Here is a 17548-nt window from a genome sequence, read left to right as displayed (position 1 = left end):
CCATGTCCCAATCGTCTATTGCGGCCGCGTCCTCGGCCAACGCCGCCCGCCGTGGCAGCGCCACTTCGCGCAGAATCCTGATCGGCCTCGGCTGGCTGATTTTCTTCCTGTTTCTGCTGCTGCCGCTGTTCATCGTGGTGTCGCAGGGATTGAAGAACGGTCTCGGCGCGTTCTTCACCGCGATCTTTGAACCGGATGCCTTGTCGGCGCTGAAACTCACGGTGATCGCGGTATTGATTTCGGTGCCGCTGAACCTGGTGTTCGGTGTCAGCGCCGCGTGGTGCGTGAGCAAGTACTCGTTCCGCGGCAAGAGCATGCTGGTGACGCTGATCGACCTGCCGTTTTCGGTATCGCCGGTGATCGCCGGTCTGGTCTACGTGCTGATGTTCGGCGCCCAGGGCCTGTTCGGGCCGTGGCTGCAGGATCACGACATCCAGATCGTCTTCGCCCTGCCGGGCATCGTGCTGGCGACGATCTTCGTCACCGTGCCGTTCGTGGCCCGTGAGCTGATCCCGCTGATGCAGGAACAAGGCACTCAGGAAGAGGAAGCCGCGCGCCTGCTCGGCGCCAATGGCTGGCAGATGTTCTGGCACGTGACCGTCCCCAACATCAAGTGGGGCCTGATCTATGGCGTGGTGCTGTGTACCGCGCGGGCCATGGGTGAGTTCGGTGCGGTGTCGGTGGTCTCCGGGCACATTCGCGGGGTGACCAACACCTTGCCGCTGCACGTCGAGATCCTCTACAACGAATACAACCACGTGGCCGCGTTCGCCGTGGCGAGCCTGTTGCTGATCCTGGCGCTCTTCATCCTGCTGCTCAAGCAGTGGAGCGAAAACCGTATCAACCGCCTGCGCGCCAGCGCCGCGGAGGAATAATTCATGTCGATCGAAGTGCGTAACGTCAGCAAGAATTTCAATGCGTTCAAGGCGCTGGACAACATCAGCCTGGACATCCACAGCGGTGAACTGGTGGCGCTGCTCGGCCCGTCCGGCTGCGGCAAGACCACCCTGCTGCGCATCATTGCCGGTCTGGAAACCCCGGATAACGGCAACATCGTGTTCCACGGCGAGGACGTGTCCGGCCACGACGTGCGGGATCGCAACGTCGGTTTCGTGTTCCAGCACTACGCCCTGTTCCGCCACATGACGGTGTTCGACAACGTCGCGTTCGGCCTGCGCATGAAACCGAAAAACCAGCGCCCGAACGAAAGCCAGATCGCGACCAAGGTTCACGAGCTGCTGAACATGGTGCAACTGGACTGGCTGTCGGATCGTTATCCGGAGCAACTGTCCGGCGGCCAGCGTCAGCGGATCGCCCTGGCCCGCGCCCTGGCGGTGGAGCCGAAAGTGCTGCTGCTCGATGAGCCGTTCGGCGCCCTCGATGCCAAGGTGCGTAAAGAGCTGCGCCGCTGGCTGGCGCGCCTGCACGAAGACATCAACCTGACCTCGGTGTTCGTCACCCACGATCAGGAAGAAGCGATGGAAGTGGCCGACCGCATCGTGGTGATGAACAAGGGCGTGATCGAGCAGATCGGCTCACCGGGCGACGTCTACGAAAACCCGGCCAGCGATTTCGTCTATCACTTCCTCGGCGATTCGAACCGTCTGCATCTGGGCGATGACAACCACGTGCTGTTCCGCCCGCACGAAGTGTCGCTGTCGCGGCATGAACTGGAGGATCACCACGCCGCCGAAGTCCGCGATATCCGGCCGCTGGGTGCGACCACGCGGGTGACGTTGAAGGTTGAGGGGCAGGCTGATCTGATCGAGGCGGAAGTGGTGAAAGACCACGACAGCCTGACCGGGTTGGCCAAGGGTGAGACGTTGTTCTTCAAGCCGAAGGTCTGGCAGAAAGTCGCCAGCCTTTGATGGCAAACACTTTGTTCCCCGCACTGTCGATGTCGACAGTGCGGGGGAGTTCTCAGGCTTAAAATAATGGCTAATCGCTATATTCTTTAGCCCGATTTGATCTAGCGCTTGCCCTGACGGTATTGATTTCTTACCTAATCTCCAAGCTGTGCCAGGAGGCGCAGTGAAGAGTCCATGACGGACCGGCGTATCTCCTGGACCCTGATGCCAAGGAGATAACGATGAGAATGGAAATCCTGCGGCCCGTGCCGTGGCTCGGTTGTGCGTTGTTCGGCGCAATACTGAGCCCGCTGGCATACTCCGCCCCCACGCTGTCGACGCAAATACCCTTCGATGTCACGGCTACCCCGCCATTTTCCCTGACCAGCCTGCAACAGAACTTCGATGAAATGTCGTGGCAGACTTTTATCGCGTTGAACTGGCCGGCGCTGGATAGCGGTGCCCCGAACACGGGTACGCAGATCGGCAAACAGGACGGCGCGACCGTCTGGGAGAGCTGGAAGGAGAGTTATCAAATCTTCCTGGCCAAAGGACAGAAGCCTAACCCCTGGGGCACAGCGGCGACTGTTCCCCCGGCCTGTGAGGGGCTGGGGTCAGGGCGCTTGTTGCAACAAATGGGCAAAGTGCCTGATGTGCTCGATGAATTTATCCAACCTTTCCAGAGCGGGCCGCTGGTTGATCAGAGCGGGGTTTATACGCGCAACGAAATCGTGGTGAACCAGCCAATGTTCGACGACATCGTCGACAACGGTCTGTACAGCATTCAGGGCCAGCAGGCTTTTTTTGCGGCGGATCCGAAGAATACGGTGGCGTTCAGTTGCGGCAATAACGACACCAGTCAGGTCGGTTCGCTGATGGTCAAGGCGTCGTGGAAAGTGCTCGATGGCAATGACCGACGGGAGAACTTCCACACCGTCGATGCGCTGGTCTACACCCCGGGCAACAGTGATCCGAGCAAAGGGCCGGTCGTGCCGGAATCATGCAAGGCCGAACCGGTAGGGCTGGTCGGTCTGCACATCGTGCACAAAACCAGCAGTGCGCCGCAGTGGGTCTGGTCGACTTTCGAGCACGTCGACAACGTGCCGGAGAAGTCCACCCCTGTGGCCGAGCGCAAAGGCCCCTATCTGTTTTACAACGCTAACAGCCAGGCAGAAATCAATCAGCCACCGCCGCGGCCGTGGAACCCGGCAGTGAAGGCCGAACCTTCACAGATTGTTCGCGAGGAGCCTCTGACAGCGGCCACGAAAACGATCAATGGCACTTATCAAACCCTGTTGCGTACGGTGAATCCGAACAGCGTCTGGGCCAATTATCAGTTGATCAGCACGCAGTGGCCGACGCTGACGCCGCAGCCACCGTGCCAGATTTCGAAAACCGAGCCTTTGGGCAGACCGGCACCGACGTTCCTCGCCAACGCGACACTCGAAACCTATATCCAGGGGACGGTGCCGCAAGCTTCTTCCAGCTGCATCGCTTGTCACGGCAATGCCGCGACCCATGTGACCCAGTCGCCGCGCACCAGTTTCGCGGACTTCACCTATCTGCTCGAACGCGCCCAGTCGACTGGCGCGACAAGGAGTCAGCCATGAGCACCGATCTGGACAATTTCGCCGGCCTGTCATCGGCCTTGACCGGCATCCCGCAAACGTTGCTGGCACCTGAAGTCGACCCGGTCGACCTGCCGACGCAGTTCCTGGCCTTCATTGAACCGCGTATCACTTCCTCGGTGTTGCAGGCGTTGTTGAACCAATACGCGACATTGCTGGCCGACAAAGTACCGCCGGATCAAATCGCCCAAGCCGTGCTGATGAACGGCGCGCAACCTGCCGCCACGCAAACGGCCCGGGCAGCCCGTTCGATCATGAAACTGTGGCTGCTGGGTGTCTGGTATCAACCTTATGACGTTGGCAGCAACAAGCAGGGAGATCAGGAGGTGGTCTCCGATCAGGCCTACATCCAGAGCTGGGCGTGGAAAATCGCCCAGGCCCATCCCATGGGTTACAGCGAGTTTTTCTTCGGTTACTGGAACAGCGAACCGCCCAGCCTCGAAGACTTCACCGGCGTCCCTGCCAGCGGACAACAAGGAGTGTCGTCATGAGTACCGAACAAGCAGATGTGGTCATCGTCGGTGCCGGTCTGGCCGGCAGCATCATTGCCTACCAGTTGGGTCTGGCCGGGGTGAAAGTGCTGGTGCTGGAATCCGGTCCGGAAATTCCCGCCAACCGTAATCAATATCTGGAGCGCTTCTATACCGCGACGTTGAAAACACCGGAATCGCCGTACCCGCCGGTCAGCACGCTGGATGCGCCGCGCAATCCGGCAGAACAAAATGCGCCACGCGCAACCATCGCCGATCTGATTCTGGGCTGGGATAAACCTGAAGTCAGCTATCTGGTGCAAAAAGGTCCACTGCCGTTTACCAGTACCTACGAGCGCGTTGGCGGCGGCACCACCTGGCATTGGGTGGCGACGTGCTTGCGCATGGTGCCCAACGATTTTCGCATCAAGACCCTGTATGGCGTGGGTGTCGACTGGCCGATCAGCTACAACGATCTGCAAAGCGCATATTGCCGTGCCGAAGCAGAGATTGGCGTCGCCGCGAATGTTGCGGATCAGGCGTATCTGGGCATGACGTTTCCGCAGAACTATCAATTCCCGATGGCCAGCATTCCGCTGTCGCTGGTCGATGGCAGCTTTGTCGCGGCGGTAAAGGGGCAGACGTTCGACGGATTGCCGCTGGTGGTCAGTCCTACACCGGCGGGGCGCAATTCGCAGCCGTATGCAGGGCGTCGAGTGTGTGCCGGCAACACCAACTGCACGCCGATCTGCCCGATCCAGGCCAAATACGATGCCACCGTCACGCTTAATAACGCCTTGAACACCGGCAATGTTCGGGTGCTCTACAAAGCCGTGGCAAGCAAGGTCACGGTGGCGGCGGACAAGTCCATCAGCGGCATCGAATTCATTCAGTACCAATTGGGCGACGGTCCGCCGACCGGGACAGGTGTTGCGGTGGGCCAGCGTTATGTCATCGCGGCCCATGCCATTGAAACGCCAAAGTTGCTGCTCAACTCCACCAGCCCCGCGTGGCCCAACGGTGTGGCCAACAGCAGCGGACAGGTCGGGAAAAGTCTGGCCGATCACCCGATCTATCTGGCTTGGGGTTTGATGCCGGAAGGCAAGGCGGTGTTTCCATATCGCGGACCGGTGTCCACGGCGGGCATCGAAAGTCTGCGCGACGGTGCTTTCCGCAGCCAGCGCGCGGCGTGGCGGATCGAGATCGGTAACGAAGGGTTCAACTGGCCGGTCGGCGATCCCTACACCACCGTTGAGGATCTGATCGATGGCACCAACAAAAGCGCTACCAATCCGTTGCCACCGGCCAAAGGGCCGCAACAGGTGTTGTATGGCACGGCGCTGGTGCAAAAACTCAATGACTTGCTGACTCGCCAGTTCCGTATCGGTTTTCTGGTGGAACAGGTGGAGGACGATCCGGATAAAGCCAGGTGTTCCATCGTGCCGTCAAAGCAATACAAGGATCGGTTGGGTATCCCCCGTCCGGAAATTCACTACGACTTGTCCGACTACACCAAGGAGGGTTTCAGGCAGGCGAAGATTCTCGCCACGCACATCATCAAGGACCTGTTGGGCGCGACCGAGCTGACCAAGCCGCTGCCACCGGGCCTGTTCAATTACAAGGGCGTGGATTACAGCTATCAGGGCGCCGGTCATTTGATGGGCACCTACCGCATGGGCGACAACCCGAAAACCTCGGTGGTCGACAAGGATCAGCGCAGTTGGGACCACAAAAACCTGTTTCTGGTCGGTGACGGTGTGTTCCCGAGCACCGGTACTTCAAACCCGAGTCTGACTATCGCGGCGCTGTCGATTCAGGCCGGCGATACCCTGGCCAACGACCTGAAAGCCGTTACGGTGCAGGTTCAGGCCAATCAGCCGTGGCAGGGCACTGGTGTGCAGATCAACGGGCCGAGTCCGCGGCTGGTGCGTTATCTCAGCGGTCGTTGGTTAGCCAGTCCAGTGGGAGGCATGGTCGACGGCAATGGCAGTGCGGGGCTGATTGCCAAGCCCGGCTACACCTTGCCCGGCGCCAATGAGGGCGCTTTGATCGGTCGGATAGGCAGCACTGGCGCGCCGTTTCTGATCGGTGATCTGGCGCAGATTCCATCCGGGCAGCAAGGTGAGTTGCAGCTGTGTATCAACGATGACCTGGAGGGGCGCTACGGAGTCGGACTTGCCGATAATCAGGGATCACTGACGGTGCAGGTGACGTTCGGCGCGCTGTGAACCAAGCCGGGCGGCGTGCGAGAAGGGCACGTCGCCCGGTGTGCTCAGTGGACGGTTTTGTGTTCGCGCAAAACCACAGGCCCCGAGCGCTGTTCGATGGCTCGTTTCAATTCCTGGCGCATCCCGAGCAGGAACGCCAGTTCGGCCACCACAAACAGCGGCCCGACAATCAACCCGCTCAAGTCATCGACAAACGCCGGTTTGCGCCCTTCATAGTGGTGCCCGACAAACTGGATCGCCCAGCCAATCACAAACATCGCCAGACCGCTGCTGAGCCAGACCATGGTGCTCTGCTGCGCCAATACATGCCCGGCCCAGACCGACAGCCCCATCAACACGGTCATCAACACCCCGAGTTTCAGCTCCAGGCGCAGGTAAAACCACGCCGAAGCAAGGGCGGCGATCACCGCCGGGGAAATCCACAACCCGCCCACCGACCATTCCGGCCGCGACAACAGCACGGCCACCGCCACCACAATCAGCGGAATCCCGATAAAGTGGCTGGCGATGTTGCGCGGGTCACGGTGGTAAGCGGCGTATTGACTCAAATGATCGACGAGGCTTTTCATTGTTGTTCCTCCTGTAGGGTGATCGAATCATGCCCCGGGTTCACGGCTCGCTCTGTCAGGCAGGCGACAATCTTTCGGAGAACGCATGGATAAGGTCTGGCGCGAGCGCCTGCTGACCGGGCAATGGTTCAGTCATCTGCCCTCGTCCTTTCAGGATAGTCTGCTGGCGGCGGCCCGGGAGCGGCGGCTGACGACGGGGCAGCGGCTGTTCCAGCGCGGCGATGCGCCGTGCGGGCTGTACGCGGTGCTCGACGGCGCGGTACGCATCGGCGCGGTCAGCGAGCAGGGCAAGGAGGCGTTGCTGAGTCTGGTGGAGGCGCCGCACTGGTTCGGCGAAATCTGCCTGTTCGACGGCCAGCCCCGCACCCACGATGCCTACGCGGTCGGGCCCTGCACGCTGCTGAACATTCCCCAGGCCACACTGCTGCAACTGCTCGATGAGCGACCCGTTTACTGGCGACATCTGGCGTTGTTGATGAGCCACAAACTGCGCCTGACCTTCATCAACCTCGAACAGCTGAGCCTGCTGCCGGCCCCGGCACGTCTGGCTCATCGCTTGCTGATGATCGCCGAGGGCTATGGCGAACTGGACCCGCCGCGCCGCGTGCTGCAACTGCCTCAGGAGCAGTTGGCGTCGATGCTGTCGCTATCGCGGCAGACCACCAACCAGATCCTCAAGGAGTTGCAGGGGCAGGGGATTATCGGCTTGAGTTATGGCGAGATCGAAATCCTCGACGCTGTGCGACTGCGCGCGCTGGCGACCCTCTGAAGAACACGGGTTTCCCTGTGGGAGCGGGCTTGCCCGCTCCCACATTGGATCGATGTTGTTTTTACGAACCGCGATACGTCGAGAAGCCATAAGGGCTGAGCAGCAGCGGAATGTGATAGTGCTGGTCCGTCTGCTTCACTTTAAAGATCACCGGAATCTCCGGAAAAAACGTCTCGTGCTTCGCCTTCTCGAAGTACTCGCCAGTCTTGAACACCACCCGATACTCACCCGCCTCGAACGGCTTGTTCGCCGGGAACAGTTCGGCGATCCGTCCCTGTTCATTGGTGGTGCCCTGCGCCAGTGGCTGCCAGTCCTGGCCGACATGACGTTCCAGCGTCACGTTGATACCCGGCGACGGCAGGCCGTTTTCCAGATTGAGTACGTGTACGCTCAGCGGGTTGCCGGCGGCCAGCGCCAGGCTCGAAAAGGCGCTCAATCCAAGCGCGGTGAAAGTCATGCGCAGTGGGGTCATGGTGATGTTCCTCGGTTCAAGTACGGTTGATGGACAGGCCGACGATTTCGGCGGCCTTGATTGCGCAGGTTTCGTCCTGTTCGCCACCGCCGGAACCGGCCACGCCCATGGCGCCGACCAGTTCTTTCCCGGCAAACAACGGGATGCCGCCGCCGAGTAACAGCAACTCATCGAGGGTGTTGAGGTTGGCGGTTTCCGGGTTGTTGCGGGCGCGCTCGGCGAACAGTCGAGTCGGGGTTTTCGTCGATAGTGCGGTGTAGGCCTTGCGTTGGCTGGCGGCGGTGTTGTGCGGGCCGATACCGTCGCCGCGCAAGGTCACCAACAGGTTGCCGCCACGGTCGAGCACCGACACCGTGGCGGTGCAGTTTTCCAGCGCCGCGTCGGCCAGCAGCCGCGCGGTTTTCAGATCGAGATCGGCGTGACGGGGCAGCTCAGGCGTGGCGTGCGCCGCGCCGCTGAGGCCGATCGCGAGGCTGGCAAGCAGGTATTTGACGGACATGGGCAGGCTCCAAAAGCGAAGGCCACCACCTTATCCGCCGGTCCCCGTCGAAACCTCGTCAGTCGGATTACAAGTTTGTAATGGGCAATATCGCCGAAGGGGCCTAGCCTGTGTCTCTGATCAATCGAGGTGTGCCATGCGTTTGCTGGTCGTAGAAGATGAAGCCAAAACCGCGAACTTCATCGCCAAAGGGCTGGGAGAGTCGGGTTTTGCCGTGGACGTGGCGCTGAATGGCCTCGACGGTCGCTACTTTATTGAGCAGCAGGAATATGACCTGATCATCCTCGACGTGATGCTGCCGGGCCTCAACGGCTGGCAATTGCTCCAGCTGATCCGCCAGCGCGGCGCCACGCCGGTGCTGTTCCTGACGGCGAAGGACGCCATCGAAGACCGCGTGCGCGGCCTCGAACTGGGGGCCGATGACTATTTGCTCAAGCCGTTCGCCTTCGCCGAATTGCTGGCGCGGGTGCGCACGTTGTTGCGGCGCGGCCCCCTGCGTGAAGCCGAGTCGTACAACATCGCCGATCTGGAAATCGACGTACTGCGCCGCCGGGTCAGCCGGGGCGGCCAGCGCATCGCCCTGACCAACAAGGAATTCGTCCTGCTGCATCTGCTCGCCAGCCGTCAGGGTGAAGTGCTGTCGCGCACGCTGATCGCCTCGCAGGTGTGGAACCTGAATTTCGACAGCGACACCAACATGGTCGAAGTCGCGGTGCGTCGACTGCGTTCGAAAGTCGATGATCCGTACATGCCCAAACTGATCCACACCGTGCGCGGGGTCGGCTATCAACTGGAAGCCCCCGACGATGCGTTCTAGGTCGATTGCCTGGCGCCTGGCCCTGGCGTTCGCTGTCGTCTGTGCGCTGGTACTCAGCGCGATGGGCGTGTTTCTGTATCGCTCGCTGGCCTCGGAAATCGCCTGGCGCGACGACATGGCGTTGCTCGGTCGTCTGGAACAGGTGCGCGCGCTGCTCGCCGACAGCGACAGCCTCGACGCCTTGCAGGCGCGGCCACGGCTGTACCAGAACATGCTGGGCAACCTCGACAGTCTGCTGCTGGTGCAACGCGCGGACGGCTCGAATGTGATCACGATCAACCCTCGCCAACGCGCACTGCCGCCCGTGCAGGCCATCCCCCGGGATCAACCGCCGCAACGCCGCGATGTGCTGACCTGGCAGGCGGCGGACGGTGTCGAGCTGGCCCTGTTGTCAGGTCAGGCCCAGGGGCCGAACGGTGAAGCGCTGACCGTGATCGCCGGCAAGGTTCTGAGCGAGCGCGAGCAGATGCTCGGCAGCTATCGCCTGCGCTTGTATCTGGCCGTCGGCCTGGGTGCCGTGCTCGCCTTCACGCTGGGCCTGGTGCTGTTGCGCCGAGGTTTGCGGCCTCTGCGCAAGCTGAGTGAAGCACTGCGCGGCATCGACCTGCGCAGCCTCGACCAACGCGTTCCCACCGCCGGCACGCCGGCGGAATTGCTGGAGCCGGTACACGCGTTGAACGGCATGCTCGTACGGCTGGACGACGGCTTCCAGCGCCTCTCACAGTTTTCCGCCGACCTCGCCCACGAAATCCGCACGCCCCTGCACACCTTGCTCGCCAGCAATGGCCAGGCACTGAATCACCCGCGCAGCAGCACCGAGTATCAGGAAGTGCTGGCGTCGAACATGGAAGAATTCGAACGGCTCAAGCGCATGGCCGAGAACCTGATGTTTCTCGCTCGCGCAGAGCAGGCTGAACGCGCGCTCGATCTGCGCACGCTGAAGTTGCACGAAATCGGCGATGAGTTATGCGACTACTTCGAAGCCCTGGCGGATGACCGGGAAATCCGCCTCGAAAACACGTTCAGCGGAGAATTGCTGGCGGATCAGCAACTGCTGCAACGCGCCTTGGGCAACCTGTTGGCCAACGCCGTACGCCATGCCGATGCCGGCTCGGTCATCAGCCTGCGCCGACGCGATGAACCAGACCTGTGCTGGCTGCAAGTGCACAACCTCGGCCCGGTGATCGCGGATGAGCATCTGGGCAAACTGTTCGACCGCTTCTACCGCGTCGACCCATCCCGCGCGGAGCCGGGAGATTCCGGCGGATTGGGACTGGCAATCGTGCAGTCGATCCTGCGGTTGCATGGTGGGCAGGTGCGGGTCAGCAGTGATGCAACGGGTACGGTTTTTGAGCTTGGATTTGCAGCGATCTGAATGGCCTCTTCGCGGGCAAGCCCGCTCCCACAATGGTCGAGGTGTGACACGGATTTTTTTGTACGCCCCAATCCTTGTGGGAGCGGGCTCGCCCGCGAAGAGGCTGGTCGATTCAGAACAAATTCCAGCCCCTTCAGCGCAACTGATCCCGAAACTGCCCCGGCGTCATCCCCGTCCAGCGTTTGAACGCACGGCTGAAGCTGCTGGTATCGGCAAATCCCAACAGGTAACTGACCTCGCTCAGCGAGCATTGCGGATCGCGCAGGTGCAGCAGTGCGAGGTTTTCGCGGCTTTCATTCAGCAGGGTGTCGAAGCGGCAACCCTCGTCCGCCAGATGCCGTTGCAGGCTGCGCAGGCTCAGGTGCAGGGCCTGGGCGATGCGTTCGGCGCTGGGTTCGCCTTCGGGCAGTTGTTCTTCGATGGCGTCGCGCACCTTGCGCTCCCAGGTCAGCGGCTTGAGCTGGGCGAGGGTGCGTTTGAGCACCGCTTCGTTGTGCTCGGCCAGTTCCGGGTTGGCGTCGTCGAGGTGACTGTCGAAGTCGGTGAGGGCGAATTCGAGGCGGTCTTCTTCGGCGGAAAAGTGCACCGGCGAGCGGAACACCTTGTGCCATTGATGCGCATCGACCGGTTCCGGGCGGCGCAGATAAACCGCCATTGGCGCGTAGTCGCGGCCCAGGCGATTGCGGCAGGTGCGTACGTAGATGGCGGCAAAGGCGTCGATGGCTTCGAAGGCGGGTGCCGGATTGCCGGCCGGGATTTTCAGGCGAAAGCGGTAGCGGTCCTCGGTGCGGGTCAGCTCCAGTTCCAGCGCGTCGCTGACCACTTGGTGATAACGCACGATCCGCTCGAACACTTCCCGCAGGCTGCCGCTGGCCACCAACGCATAGCCCAGTGCGTGAAAGGTCGTGGGGCTGACGAACCGCGACACCCGCAAACCAATCGCCGGATCGCCGCTGACCTGCACCGCGATTTCCCACAGGCGCGTGGTGGCGGACAACGGATAGCGGGCGTTCGGGTCATCCATCAGTTGCGGATCGAGCCCGGCCTGCCGGCACAGGGCAGTGCTGTCCAGCCCCAGCGCGTCGAGTTGCTTGCGCAGGGCACGGGTCCAGCTGGCGAGAGAAGTCGGTTCCTTCATGCTGATTGGCGCTTCCGGTCAACAGGTTGGCGTTCTCGGCTACCGCGTTTGGAGTCCGCGCGATGCAGGATGCGAACATCAATAACCAGAGGATGGAAGCATGGACCGTACTTCTGCAAGTCCCCAGCGACACAATGCTGCCCAGCGATCAGCGCATATTCGCGAAGTGGTGCTGGCCAAGGGCGTGGAGCTGCGCGAGCGCTACCCGATTCTCACGCATCAGGATGCACTCGGCGCCGGGATTCTCGCCTTTGCCCTGGCCGGAATGATCGGTTCGGCGGCGCTGTATATCAGCGGGCACATGGCGTGGTGGGCGTGCCTGTTGCTCAACGCGTTTTTCGCTTCGCTGACCCACGAACTTGAGCATGACCTGATTCACAGCATGTATTTCCGCAAACAGCGGGTGCCACACAATCTGATGATGGGCCTGGTGTGGCTGGCGCGGCCGAGCACGATCAACCCTTGGATCCGCCGTCATTTGCACCTCAATCATCACAAGGTGTCCGGCACCGAAACCGACATGGAAGAACGGGCGATCACCAACGGCGAGCCATGGGGTTTTGCGCGATTGCTGATGGTCGGCGACAACGTGATGTCGGCGTTCATCCGCATGCTCCGGGCCAGGACCTGGGCGCACAAGTTCAGCATCATCAAGCGCACGTTGAAGGTCTACGCGCCGCTGGCGCTGGTGCATTGGGGGGCGTGGTATGTGTTTCTCGGATTCCATGCGGCCAATGGCGTCGCTTACTTGATGGGCTCGCCGATTGAATGGTCGGCGACCACGCTTTCAGTGATGCAGGTGATCGACATTGCCGCCGTGGTGATCATTGGCCCGAACGTGTTGCGTACGTTTTGCCTGCACTTCATCAGCTCCAACATGCATTACTACGGGGATGTGGAACCGGGCAATGTGCTGCAGCAATGTCAGGTGCTGAATCCTTGGTGGCTGTGGCCGTTGCAGGCGTTCTGCTTCAATTTCGGCAGCAGTCACGGGATTCATCATTTTGTGGTGAAGGAGCCGTTTTACATCCGTCAGCTGACGGTGCCGGTGGCGCATAAGGTGATGCGGGAGATGGGGGTTCGGTTTAATGATTTCGGGACGTTCGGGCGGGCGAACCGGTTTGTTCGCAAGGAGAATGAAGGGTTGGCGGGTAAGGCGATCGAGGTGAACTGACTTTGTGTTTTCGGCTGGAGATCCAGCCCTCACCCTAACCCTCTCCCGGAGGGAGAGGGGACTGATTGGGGGATATTCGGGAGATACACCGACTTGAAAGTGCTTTACCGAATCCACAATCAACTCGGTTTCTCAGGTCGATGTATAGCGAAAGACACCTCGGTCAGCTCCCTCTCCCTCCGGGCGGTCCGACGTTTCGGGAGGGCTGGGGTGAGGGAGGGCTTTTGATCCTGCCCTCAATCCGGCTGAAACGGCGATTCACTCAAAATCACTCCAGTCTCCTCCACATACCGCTGCCAATGCTCGATCAGCGCTTCAAGCTTCTGCGGCTGACTCGACGCCAGGTCATGAATCTCCCCCGGATCACTCCCGAGATCGTAAAGCTGCCAGGTCGCCGGCCCCACCGGCCCGGGAATCCACACCGCCTTCCACTGTCCCTGCCGAATCGCCCGGCGCCCGAACAATTCCCAACCGGTGACGGTGTGTTCGTCATGCACCTGCGCTGTCTCGCCGGACAAAAAGCCCAGCCACGATTTCCCGCGCAACGGCGCCACCGGTTTGCCGTGCCATTGCTTGCCCGGATGGCGCACGCCGGCCAGATCGAGGATGGTCGGCGTGATGTCCATCACCGTGCCGAAACCATGGCTGATCTGTCCCTTCAGCGGCAGTTGCGGATAGTGCAGCAGCGCCGGAACGCGAATGCCGCCCTCGGTGGTGAACGCCTTGAACAGGCGTGACGGCGCGGTCGCCACCTGCGCCCAGTTCGGCCCGTACCAGACGTAGGAATTGGCTCGGCCGATGTTGTCGAGGCTGTTGTCGTAGTGCTGGCTCAGATACGTCATCAGCTCCGGGCCGAATTTCGGAAAGGCTTCCAGCAGCGCACCTTCGGCACCGTTGTCGGACATGAACAGGATGAAGGTGTTGTCGAGCTGGCCCTGCTGACGCAGGTAGTCGACGACGCGGCCGATGTTCCAGTCCATGCGCTCGACCATCGCGGCGTAGACTTCCATCGCCCGGGCGGAAATGCGTTTTTGTTCATCGCTCAGCGCGTCCCATTGCGCGGTCAGCTGGATCAGCGGGTGCGGTTCGACATCCGGTTCGATCAGTCCCAGCGACTTGAGCTTTTCCAGACGCTCGAGGCGCAAGACTTCGGGGCCCGCGTCGTAGCGGCCACGGTATTTTTCGACGATGTCGGCGGGCGCCTGCAACGGCCAGTGCGGCGCGGAAAACGGCAGGTAGGCGAAGAACGGTCGGCTCTGATCGCGCTCCTTGAGGTACTGCAACAGCTTGTCGCCGAAGGCGTCGGAGGAATAGAAATCCTTGGGCAATTCGTCGATGAACGTGTCGTCCTCGATGTACAGCGCCGGGGTGGATTTCAGCAGGCCGGGTGTGTGTTCATCGTAGGTCGGTTCGAAGCCGTAGTGGTTGGCCGCGCCGGGCAGCAGCGAGAATGAACGCTCGAAACCACGGGCGTGGGGCGCCAGTTCGGCGGTCAGGCCCAGGTGCCATTTGCCGCTCATCAAGGTCTGGTAACCCGCTTCGCGCAGCAACTCCGGCAGCGCGACGACCCGATCGTTGAGGTAACCCTCGTAACCCGGTTTGCCGATCAGCTCCGGGGTCAGTGCTTCGGCCATGGTGCCGATGCCGGCGATGTGGTGATCGGTGCCGGTGAGCAGCATCGAGCGGGTCGGCGAGCAGGTCGGCGCAGTGTGAAAATCGGTCAGGCGCAGGCCGTTGTTGGCCAGGGCATCGAGGTTCGGCGTGGCGATTTCGCCGCCGAAGGCTCCGATGTCGGAGAAGCCGAGGTCATCGGCCAGAATCACCAGAAAGTTGGGACGTTGCGGCATCGACAGGCTCCTGTTCAGCAGGCAATGAACGACAGCGGCAGATCGCGGATCTGCACCGGTGCGCTCGGTTGGTAATGGTCGTCACTGGTCAGTTCATGCAGCAGTTCTTCGCGCAGCTGATGGAAGTCGAAACTGCTGCGCGGGCGCGGATGGGGCAGGGCGATGTCCACCACCCGCTTGATCCGGCCGGGGCGCGGTTCCATCACCACCACGCGGTCGGCGAGGAAAATCGCTTCCTCGACATCGTGGGTGACCAGAATCGTGGTGATCTTTGCCCGCTCGCGAATCGCCAGCAGTTCGTCCTGCATCTGCTGGCGGGTGAGCGCGTCGAGGGCGCCGAAGGGTTCGTCGAGCAGCAGGATTCGCGGGCTCGCCACCAACCCGCGAGCAATCGCCACGCGCTGGGCCATGCCGCCGGAGAGCTGATGCGGGTAGGCGCGGGTGAAGTCGCGCAGGCCCACCAGTTCGATGAAGTCGTTGATGCGTTGCTGCTTTTCGGAGGCAGCCAGCGGCTCGTTGACCAGGCCCAGGCCGATGTTGTCGGCCACCGTCAGCCACGGGAACAAACGGTGTTCCTGAAACACGATGCCGCGCTCGCCGCCGATACCGCTGACGGCTTTGCCGTCGACGCTGATCTGCCCGCGAAACTGCGTGTCGAGGCCCACCAGCAAGCGCAGCAAAGTGGATTTGCCACAGCCGCTGGAACCGACGATGGCGACGAATTCGCCCTCGGCGATGTCGAGGTTGAATTCACGAATCGCTTCCAGTTCGAAGCCGTCGACGTCGAAGGATTTGCCTACATGGTTGAAGCTGACAATCGGTGCGTTCATGCGTGTCTCCAGCGGGTGGCGCGGATTTCCAGGCGTTGGCCAATGAGGTTGAGCAGGGCGCCGGTGAGGCCGACCAGCAGCATCCCGGCCATGATCAGGTCCATGCGCAGCAGTTGTTGGGCGCCGATCATCTGGCTGCCGATGCCGCCGTTGGACGGCATGAAGTATTCGGCGCCGATGGTGCCGAGCCAGGCGTAGATCAGGCTCAGGCGCAGGCCGGCGAAAATCCCCGGCGCGGCCCCCGGCAGCACCAGTCGGCGCAGGCGTTGGGCGAGGCTCAGGCGCAGCACCTGCGCGGCTTCGTTGAGCTGCGGTGAGAGATTGGCGACGCTGCGTTGGGTCGCGACAAACAACGGAAAGAAAGCGGCCAGGGCGACGAACACCCATTTCGCCAGTTCGCCCAGACCGAACCACGCGGTGAGCAGCGGCACCCAGGCGAAAATCGCGATCTGGCGCAGGGCGGCGAGGGTCGGGCCGAGCACGCGTTCGCTGGTGCGTGACAGACCCAGCAGCAAACCCAGCCCGAGGCCGAGACCGCCGCCAATCAACAGGCCGCCAAGTGTGCGGCCCAGGCTCAGTGCCATGCCGGAGATCAACGTGCCGTCGAGCAATCCGTTTTTCGTCGCCTCAAGCACCACCCACGGGCTGACCAGAATGTTGGCATCGATCCATTGCTGGTCGACCGCCAGTTGCCACAACGCAAACAGCGCCAGTGGCAGCAGCCATGGCTGCACGCGCTGCCAGCCTTCGTAGCGTGGGCCGCGACGAATTTCCGCCGTGGCCGGGTGCGGCCAGTGCACCAGTTTTTTGTCCAGCAGACCGATGCCGCGATCCATCGCCACGCCGATCAGGCCGATTACGACGATGCACACGAAGACGATGTCGAGCATGAACAGCTGTCGCGCCCAGACCATCAGGTAACCGATGCCTTCGCTGGAGGCCAGCAGCTCGACCGCAAGCAACGAGGTCCAGCCAGCGGCCAGCGCCAGACGCACGCCAGCCATGAACGCCGGGAGGGCGGCGGGCAGCACCAGTCGGCGGATCAACAGTCGTGGAGGCAAACGTAAAACAGCGGCGGCTTCGTGCAGCTTGGGTTGCGCATCGCGCACGCCGACCAGCGTATGCAAGGTCACCGGCACCACGATGGCTTTGACCAGCACCACCAGTTTCAGCGTTTCGCCGATGCCGAAAAACACCATGAACAGCGGAATCCACGCCAGCGTCGGCACCTGGGCCAGGCCGGCGAACGTCGGGAAGATCAGGCGTTCGAGGCGACGGCTGAAGCCCAGCGCCGCGCCGAGCATCGCGCCGGCGCTAACACCCGCCAGCAGGCCCCAGAACAACCGTTGCAGGCTAATCCACAAATGACTCCACAACTCGCCCTGGGACAGCTCGATCGCGCTGCTCCACACCAGTGACGGCGCGGGCAGGATCTGTTCGCTCATCCATTGATTGCGCGCCGCCAGCCACCACAGGGCGAACAGGGAGAGGGGCAGCAGCCACGGCAGCACACGCTGGCCAAGGCTCGGCCATGAGCGCAGTGCTTTCAGCGGTGGTGCGGGCAGCGGCAGGCTGAGCAGGGATTGTCGGGCCATGGGTGACCTCCGTTGTCGGGTTGCAGGCAGGCCTGCCTTCATGGAAGTGCGGTATGCAAATTTGATATATAAAAATTCAATTCAATGCTATTGGGAGATAAGCCAGACCATTTAAGGCCTCCAGCCCATGCGCATCCAATGCATTCGGAGAATATTTTCGATGCTCTGCATGCATATCGATCTACAGGCCCTGTGCACTCTGGCTTAGCGTTTAAAGCTATAAAAATGTGCTTTTTAAGTATTTAAACGTTGATGCGGAATGTGCCTACTTTCGGTTCCTCAATGCCCGC

16 protein-coding genes are annotated in these 17548 nt (G+C 61.6%); 9 read left to right on the top strand and 7 right to left on the bottom strand.

Translation table 11 applies throughout. The features are described from left to right. Positions 1–2 precede the first annotated feature (2 nt). The 5 genes from cysW to L6D74_RS09360 all read left to right on the top strand — a co-directional run bounded on the left by cysW (position 3) and on the right by L6D74_RS09360 (position 6173). Positions 3–875 (top strand): sulfate ABC transporter permease subunit CysW, encoded by an 873-nt coding sequence (gene cysW / locus L6D74_RS09380; RefSeq protein WP_064361637.1) that lies wholly within the window; start codon positions 3–5, stop codon positions 873–875. 3 nt (positions 876–878) lie between these two features. After that, positions 879–1868 (top strand): sulfate/molybdate ABC transporter ATP-binding protein, encoded by a 990-nt coding sequence (locus L6D74_RS09375; protein WP_064592629.1) that lies wholly within the window; start codon positions 879–881, stop codon positions 1866–1868. A 221-nt stretch (positions 1869–2089) separates the two neighbouring features. Next, on the top strand, positions 2090–3457 hold the full coding sequence (locus tag L6D74_RS09370) for a cytochrome C (RefSeq protein ID WP_373874464.1): 1368 nt from the start codon (positions 2090–2092) through the stop codon (positions 3455–3457). After that, positions 3454–3966 (top strand): sorbitol dehydrogenase, encoded by a 513-nt coding sequence (locus tag L6D74_RS09365; RefSeq protein ID WP_236188837.1) that lies wholly within the window; start codon positions 3454–3456, stop codon positions 3964–3966. The genes L6D74_RS09370 and L6D74_RS09365 overlap by 4 nt, the downstream gene beginning before the upstream one ends. Then, on the top strand, positions 3963–6173 hold the full coding sequence (locus L6D74_RS09360) for a GMC family oxidoreductase (protein WP_064592636.1): 2211 nt from the start codon (positions 3963–3965) through the stop codon (positions 6171–6173). The genes L6D74_RS09365 and L6D74_RS09360 overlap by 4 nt, the downstream gene beginning before the upstream one ends. Positions 6174–6217: 44 nt before the next feature. On the opposite strand, the gene L6D74_RS09355 is transcribed toward L6D74_RS09360, so the two are convergent. Then, the gene (locus L6D74_RS09355; RefSeq protein WP_236188836.1) at positions 6218–6742 is read right to left on the bottom strand and encodes an Mpo1 family 2-hydroxy fatty acid dioxygenase; all 525 of its coding nucleotides are present in this window, start codon (positions 6740–6742) and stop codon (positions 6218–6220) included. An 85-nt stretch (positions 6743–6827) separates the two neighbouring features. Between L6D74_RS09355 and L6D74_RS09350 the strand changes: the two genes are divergently transcribed. Then, positions 6828–7511: a Crp/Fnr family transcriptional regulator gene (locus L6D74_RS09350; protein ID WP_064592639.1), complete on the top strand. Its 684-nt coding sequence runs from the start codon at positions 6828–6830 to the stop codon at positions 7509–7511. A 61-nt stretch (positions 7512–7572) separates the two neighbouring features. Here L6D74_RS09350 and uraH read toward each other — a convergent pair whose 3' ends face one another. Both uraH and L6D74_RS09340 read right to left on the bottom strand, forming a co-directional pair. Beyond that, positions 7573–7983, bottom strand: coding sequence for a hydroxyisourate hydrolase (uraH, locus tag L6D74_RS09345; RefSeq protein ID WP_064592647.1), 411 nt, complete (start codon positions 7981–7983; stop codon positions 7573–7575). A gap of 16 nt (positions 7984–7999) precedes the next feature. Continuing rightward, a complete protein-coding gene (locus L6D74_RS09340) occupies positions 8000–8482 on the bottom strand; it encodes a GlcG/HbpS family heme-binding protein (protein WP_085647913.1) in 483 nt (160 codons plus the stop codon). Between the two features lie 136 nt (positions 8483–8618). Between L6D74_RS09340 and L6D74_RS09335 the strand changes: the two genes are divergently transcribed. Then, complete coding sequence (locus L6D74_RS09335) at positions 8619–9299, top strand: heavy metal response regulator transcription factor (RefSeq protein WP_236188835.1); 681 nt, start codon at positions 8619–8621, stop codon at positions 9297–9299. Next, positions 9289–10674, top strand: coding sequence for a heavy metal sensor histidine kinase (locus L6D74_RS09330; RefSeq protein ID WP_236188834.1), 1386 nt, complete (start codon positions 9289–9291; stop codon positions 10672–10674). The genes L6D74_RS09335 and L6D74_RS09330 overlap by 11 nt, the downstream gene beginning before the upstream one ends. Positions 10675–10807: 133 nt before the next feature. On the opposite strand, the gene L6D74_RS09325 is transcribed toward L6D74_RS09330, so the two are convergent. Then, positions 10808–11812 (bottom strand): AraC family transcriptional regulator, encoded by a 1005-nt coding sequence (locus tag L6D74_RS09325; RefSeq protein ID WP_236188833.1) that lies wholly within the window; start codon positions 11810–11812, stop codon positions 10808–10810. A 100-nt stretch (positions 11813–11912) separates the two neighbouring features. On the opposite strand from L6D74_RS09325, the gene L6D74_RS09320 reads away from it, so the two are divergent. Then, positions 11913–12986, top strand: coding sequence for a fatty acid desaturase (locus L6D74_RS09320; RefSeq protein WP_236188832.1), 1074 nt, complete (start codon positions 11913–11915; stop codon positions 12984–12986). 236 nt (positions 12987–13222) lie between these two features. Here the strand turns inward: L6D74_RS09320 and L6D74_RS09315 are convergent, their stop codons facing one another. From L6D74_RS09315 to L6D74_RS09305, 3 genes are read right to left on the bottom strand one after another with little or no spacing between them, the layout of a single operon-like run. Further along, positions 13223–14833, bottom strand: coding sequence for an arylsulfatase (locus tag L6D74_RS09315; protein WP_064592659.1), 1611 nt, complete (start codon positions 14831–14833; stop codon positions 13223–13225). Positions 14834–14847: 14 nt separating this feature from the next. Beyond that, positions 14848–15663: an ABC transporter ATP-binding protein gene (locus L6D74_RS09310; RefSeq protein WP_236188831.1), complete on the bottom strand. Its 816-nt coding sequence runs from the start codon at positions 15661–15663 to the stop codon at positions 14848–14850. Beyond that, on the bottom strand, positions 15660–17258 hold the full coding sequence (locus L6D74_RS09305) for an ABC transporter permease (RefSeq protein ID WP_236188829.1): 1599 nt from the start codon (positions 17256–17258) through the stop codon (positions 15660–15662). Before L6D74_RS09305 ends, L6D74_RS09310 begins: the two co-directional genes overlap by 4 nt. Positions 17259–17548 lie beyond the last annotated feature (290 nt).

The sequence above is a fragment of the Pseudomonas pharyngis genome, assembly GCF_021602345.1.
Lineage (GTDB): Bacteria > Pseudomonadota > Gammaproteobacteria > Pseudomonadales > Pseudomonadaceae > Aquipseudomonas > Aquipseudomonas pharyngis.
The sequence above is the reverse complement of the archived record's forward strand: the minus strand, read 5'-3'. Positions and strand labels throughout refer to the sequence as shown.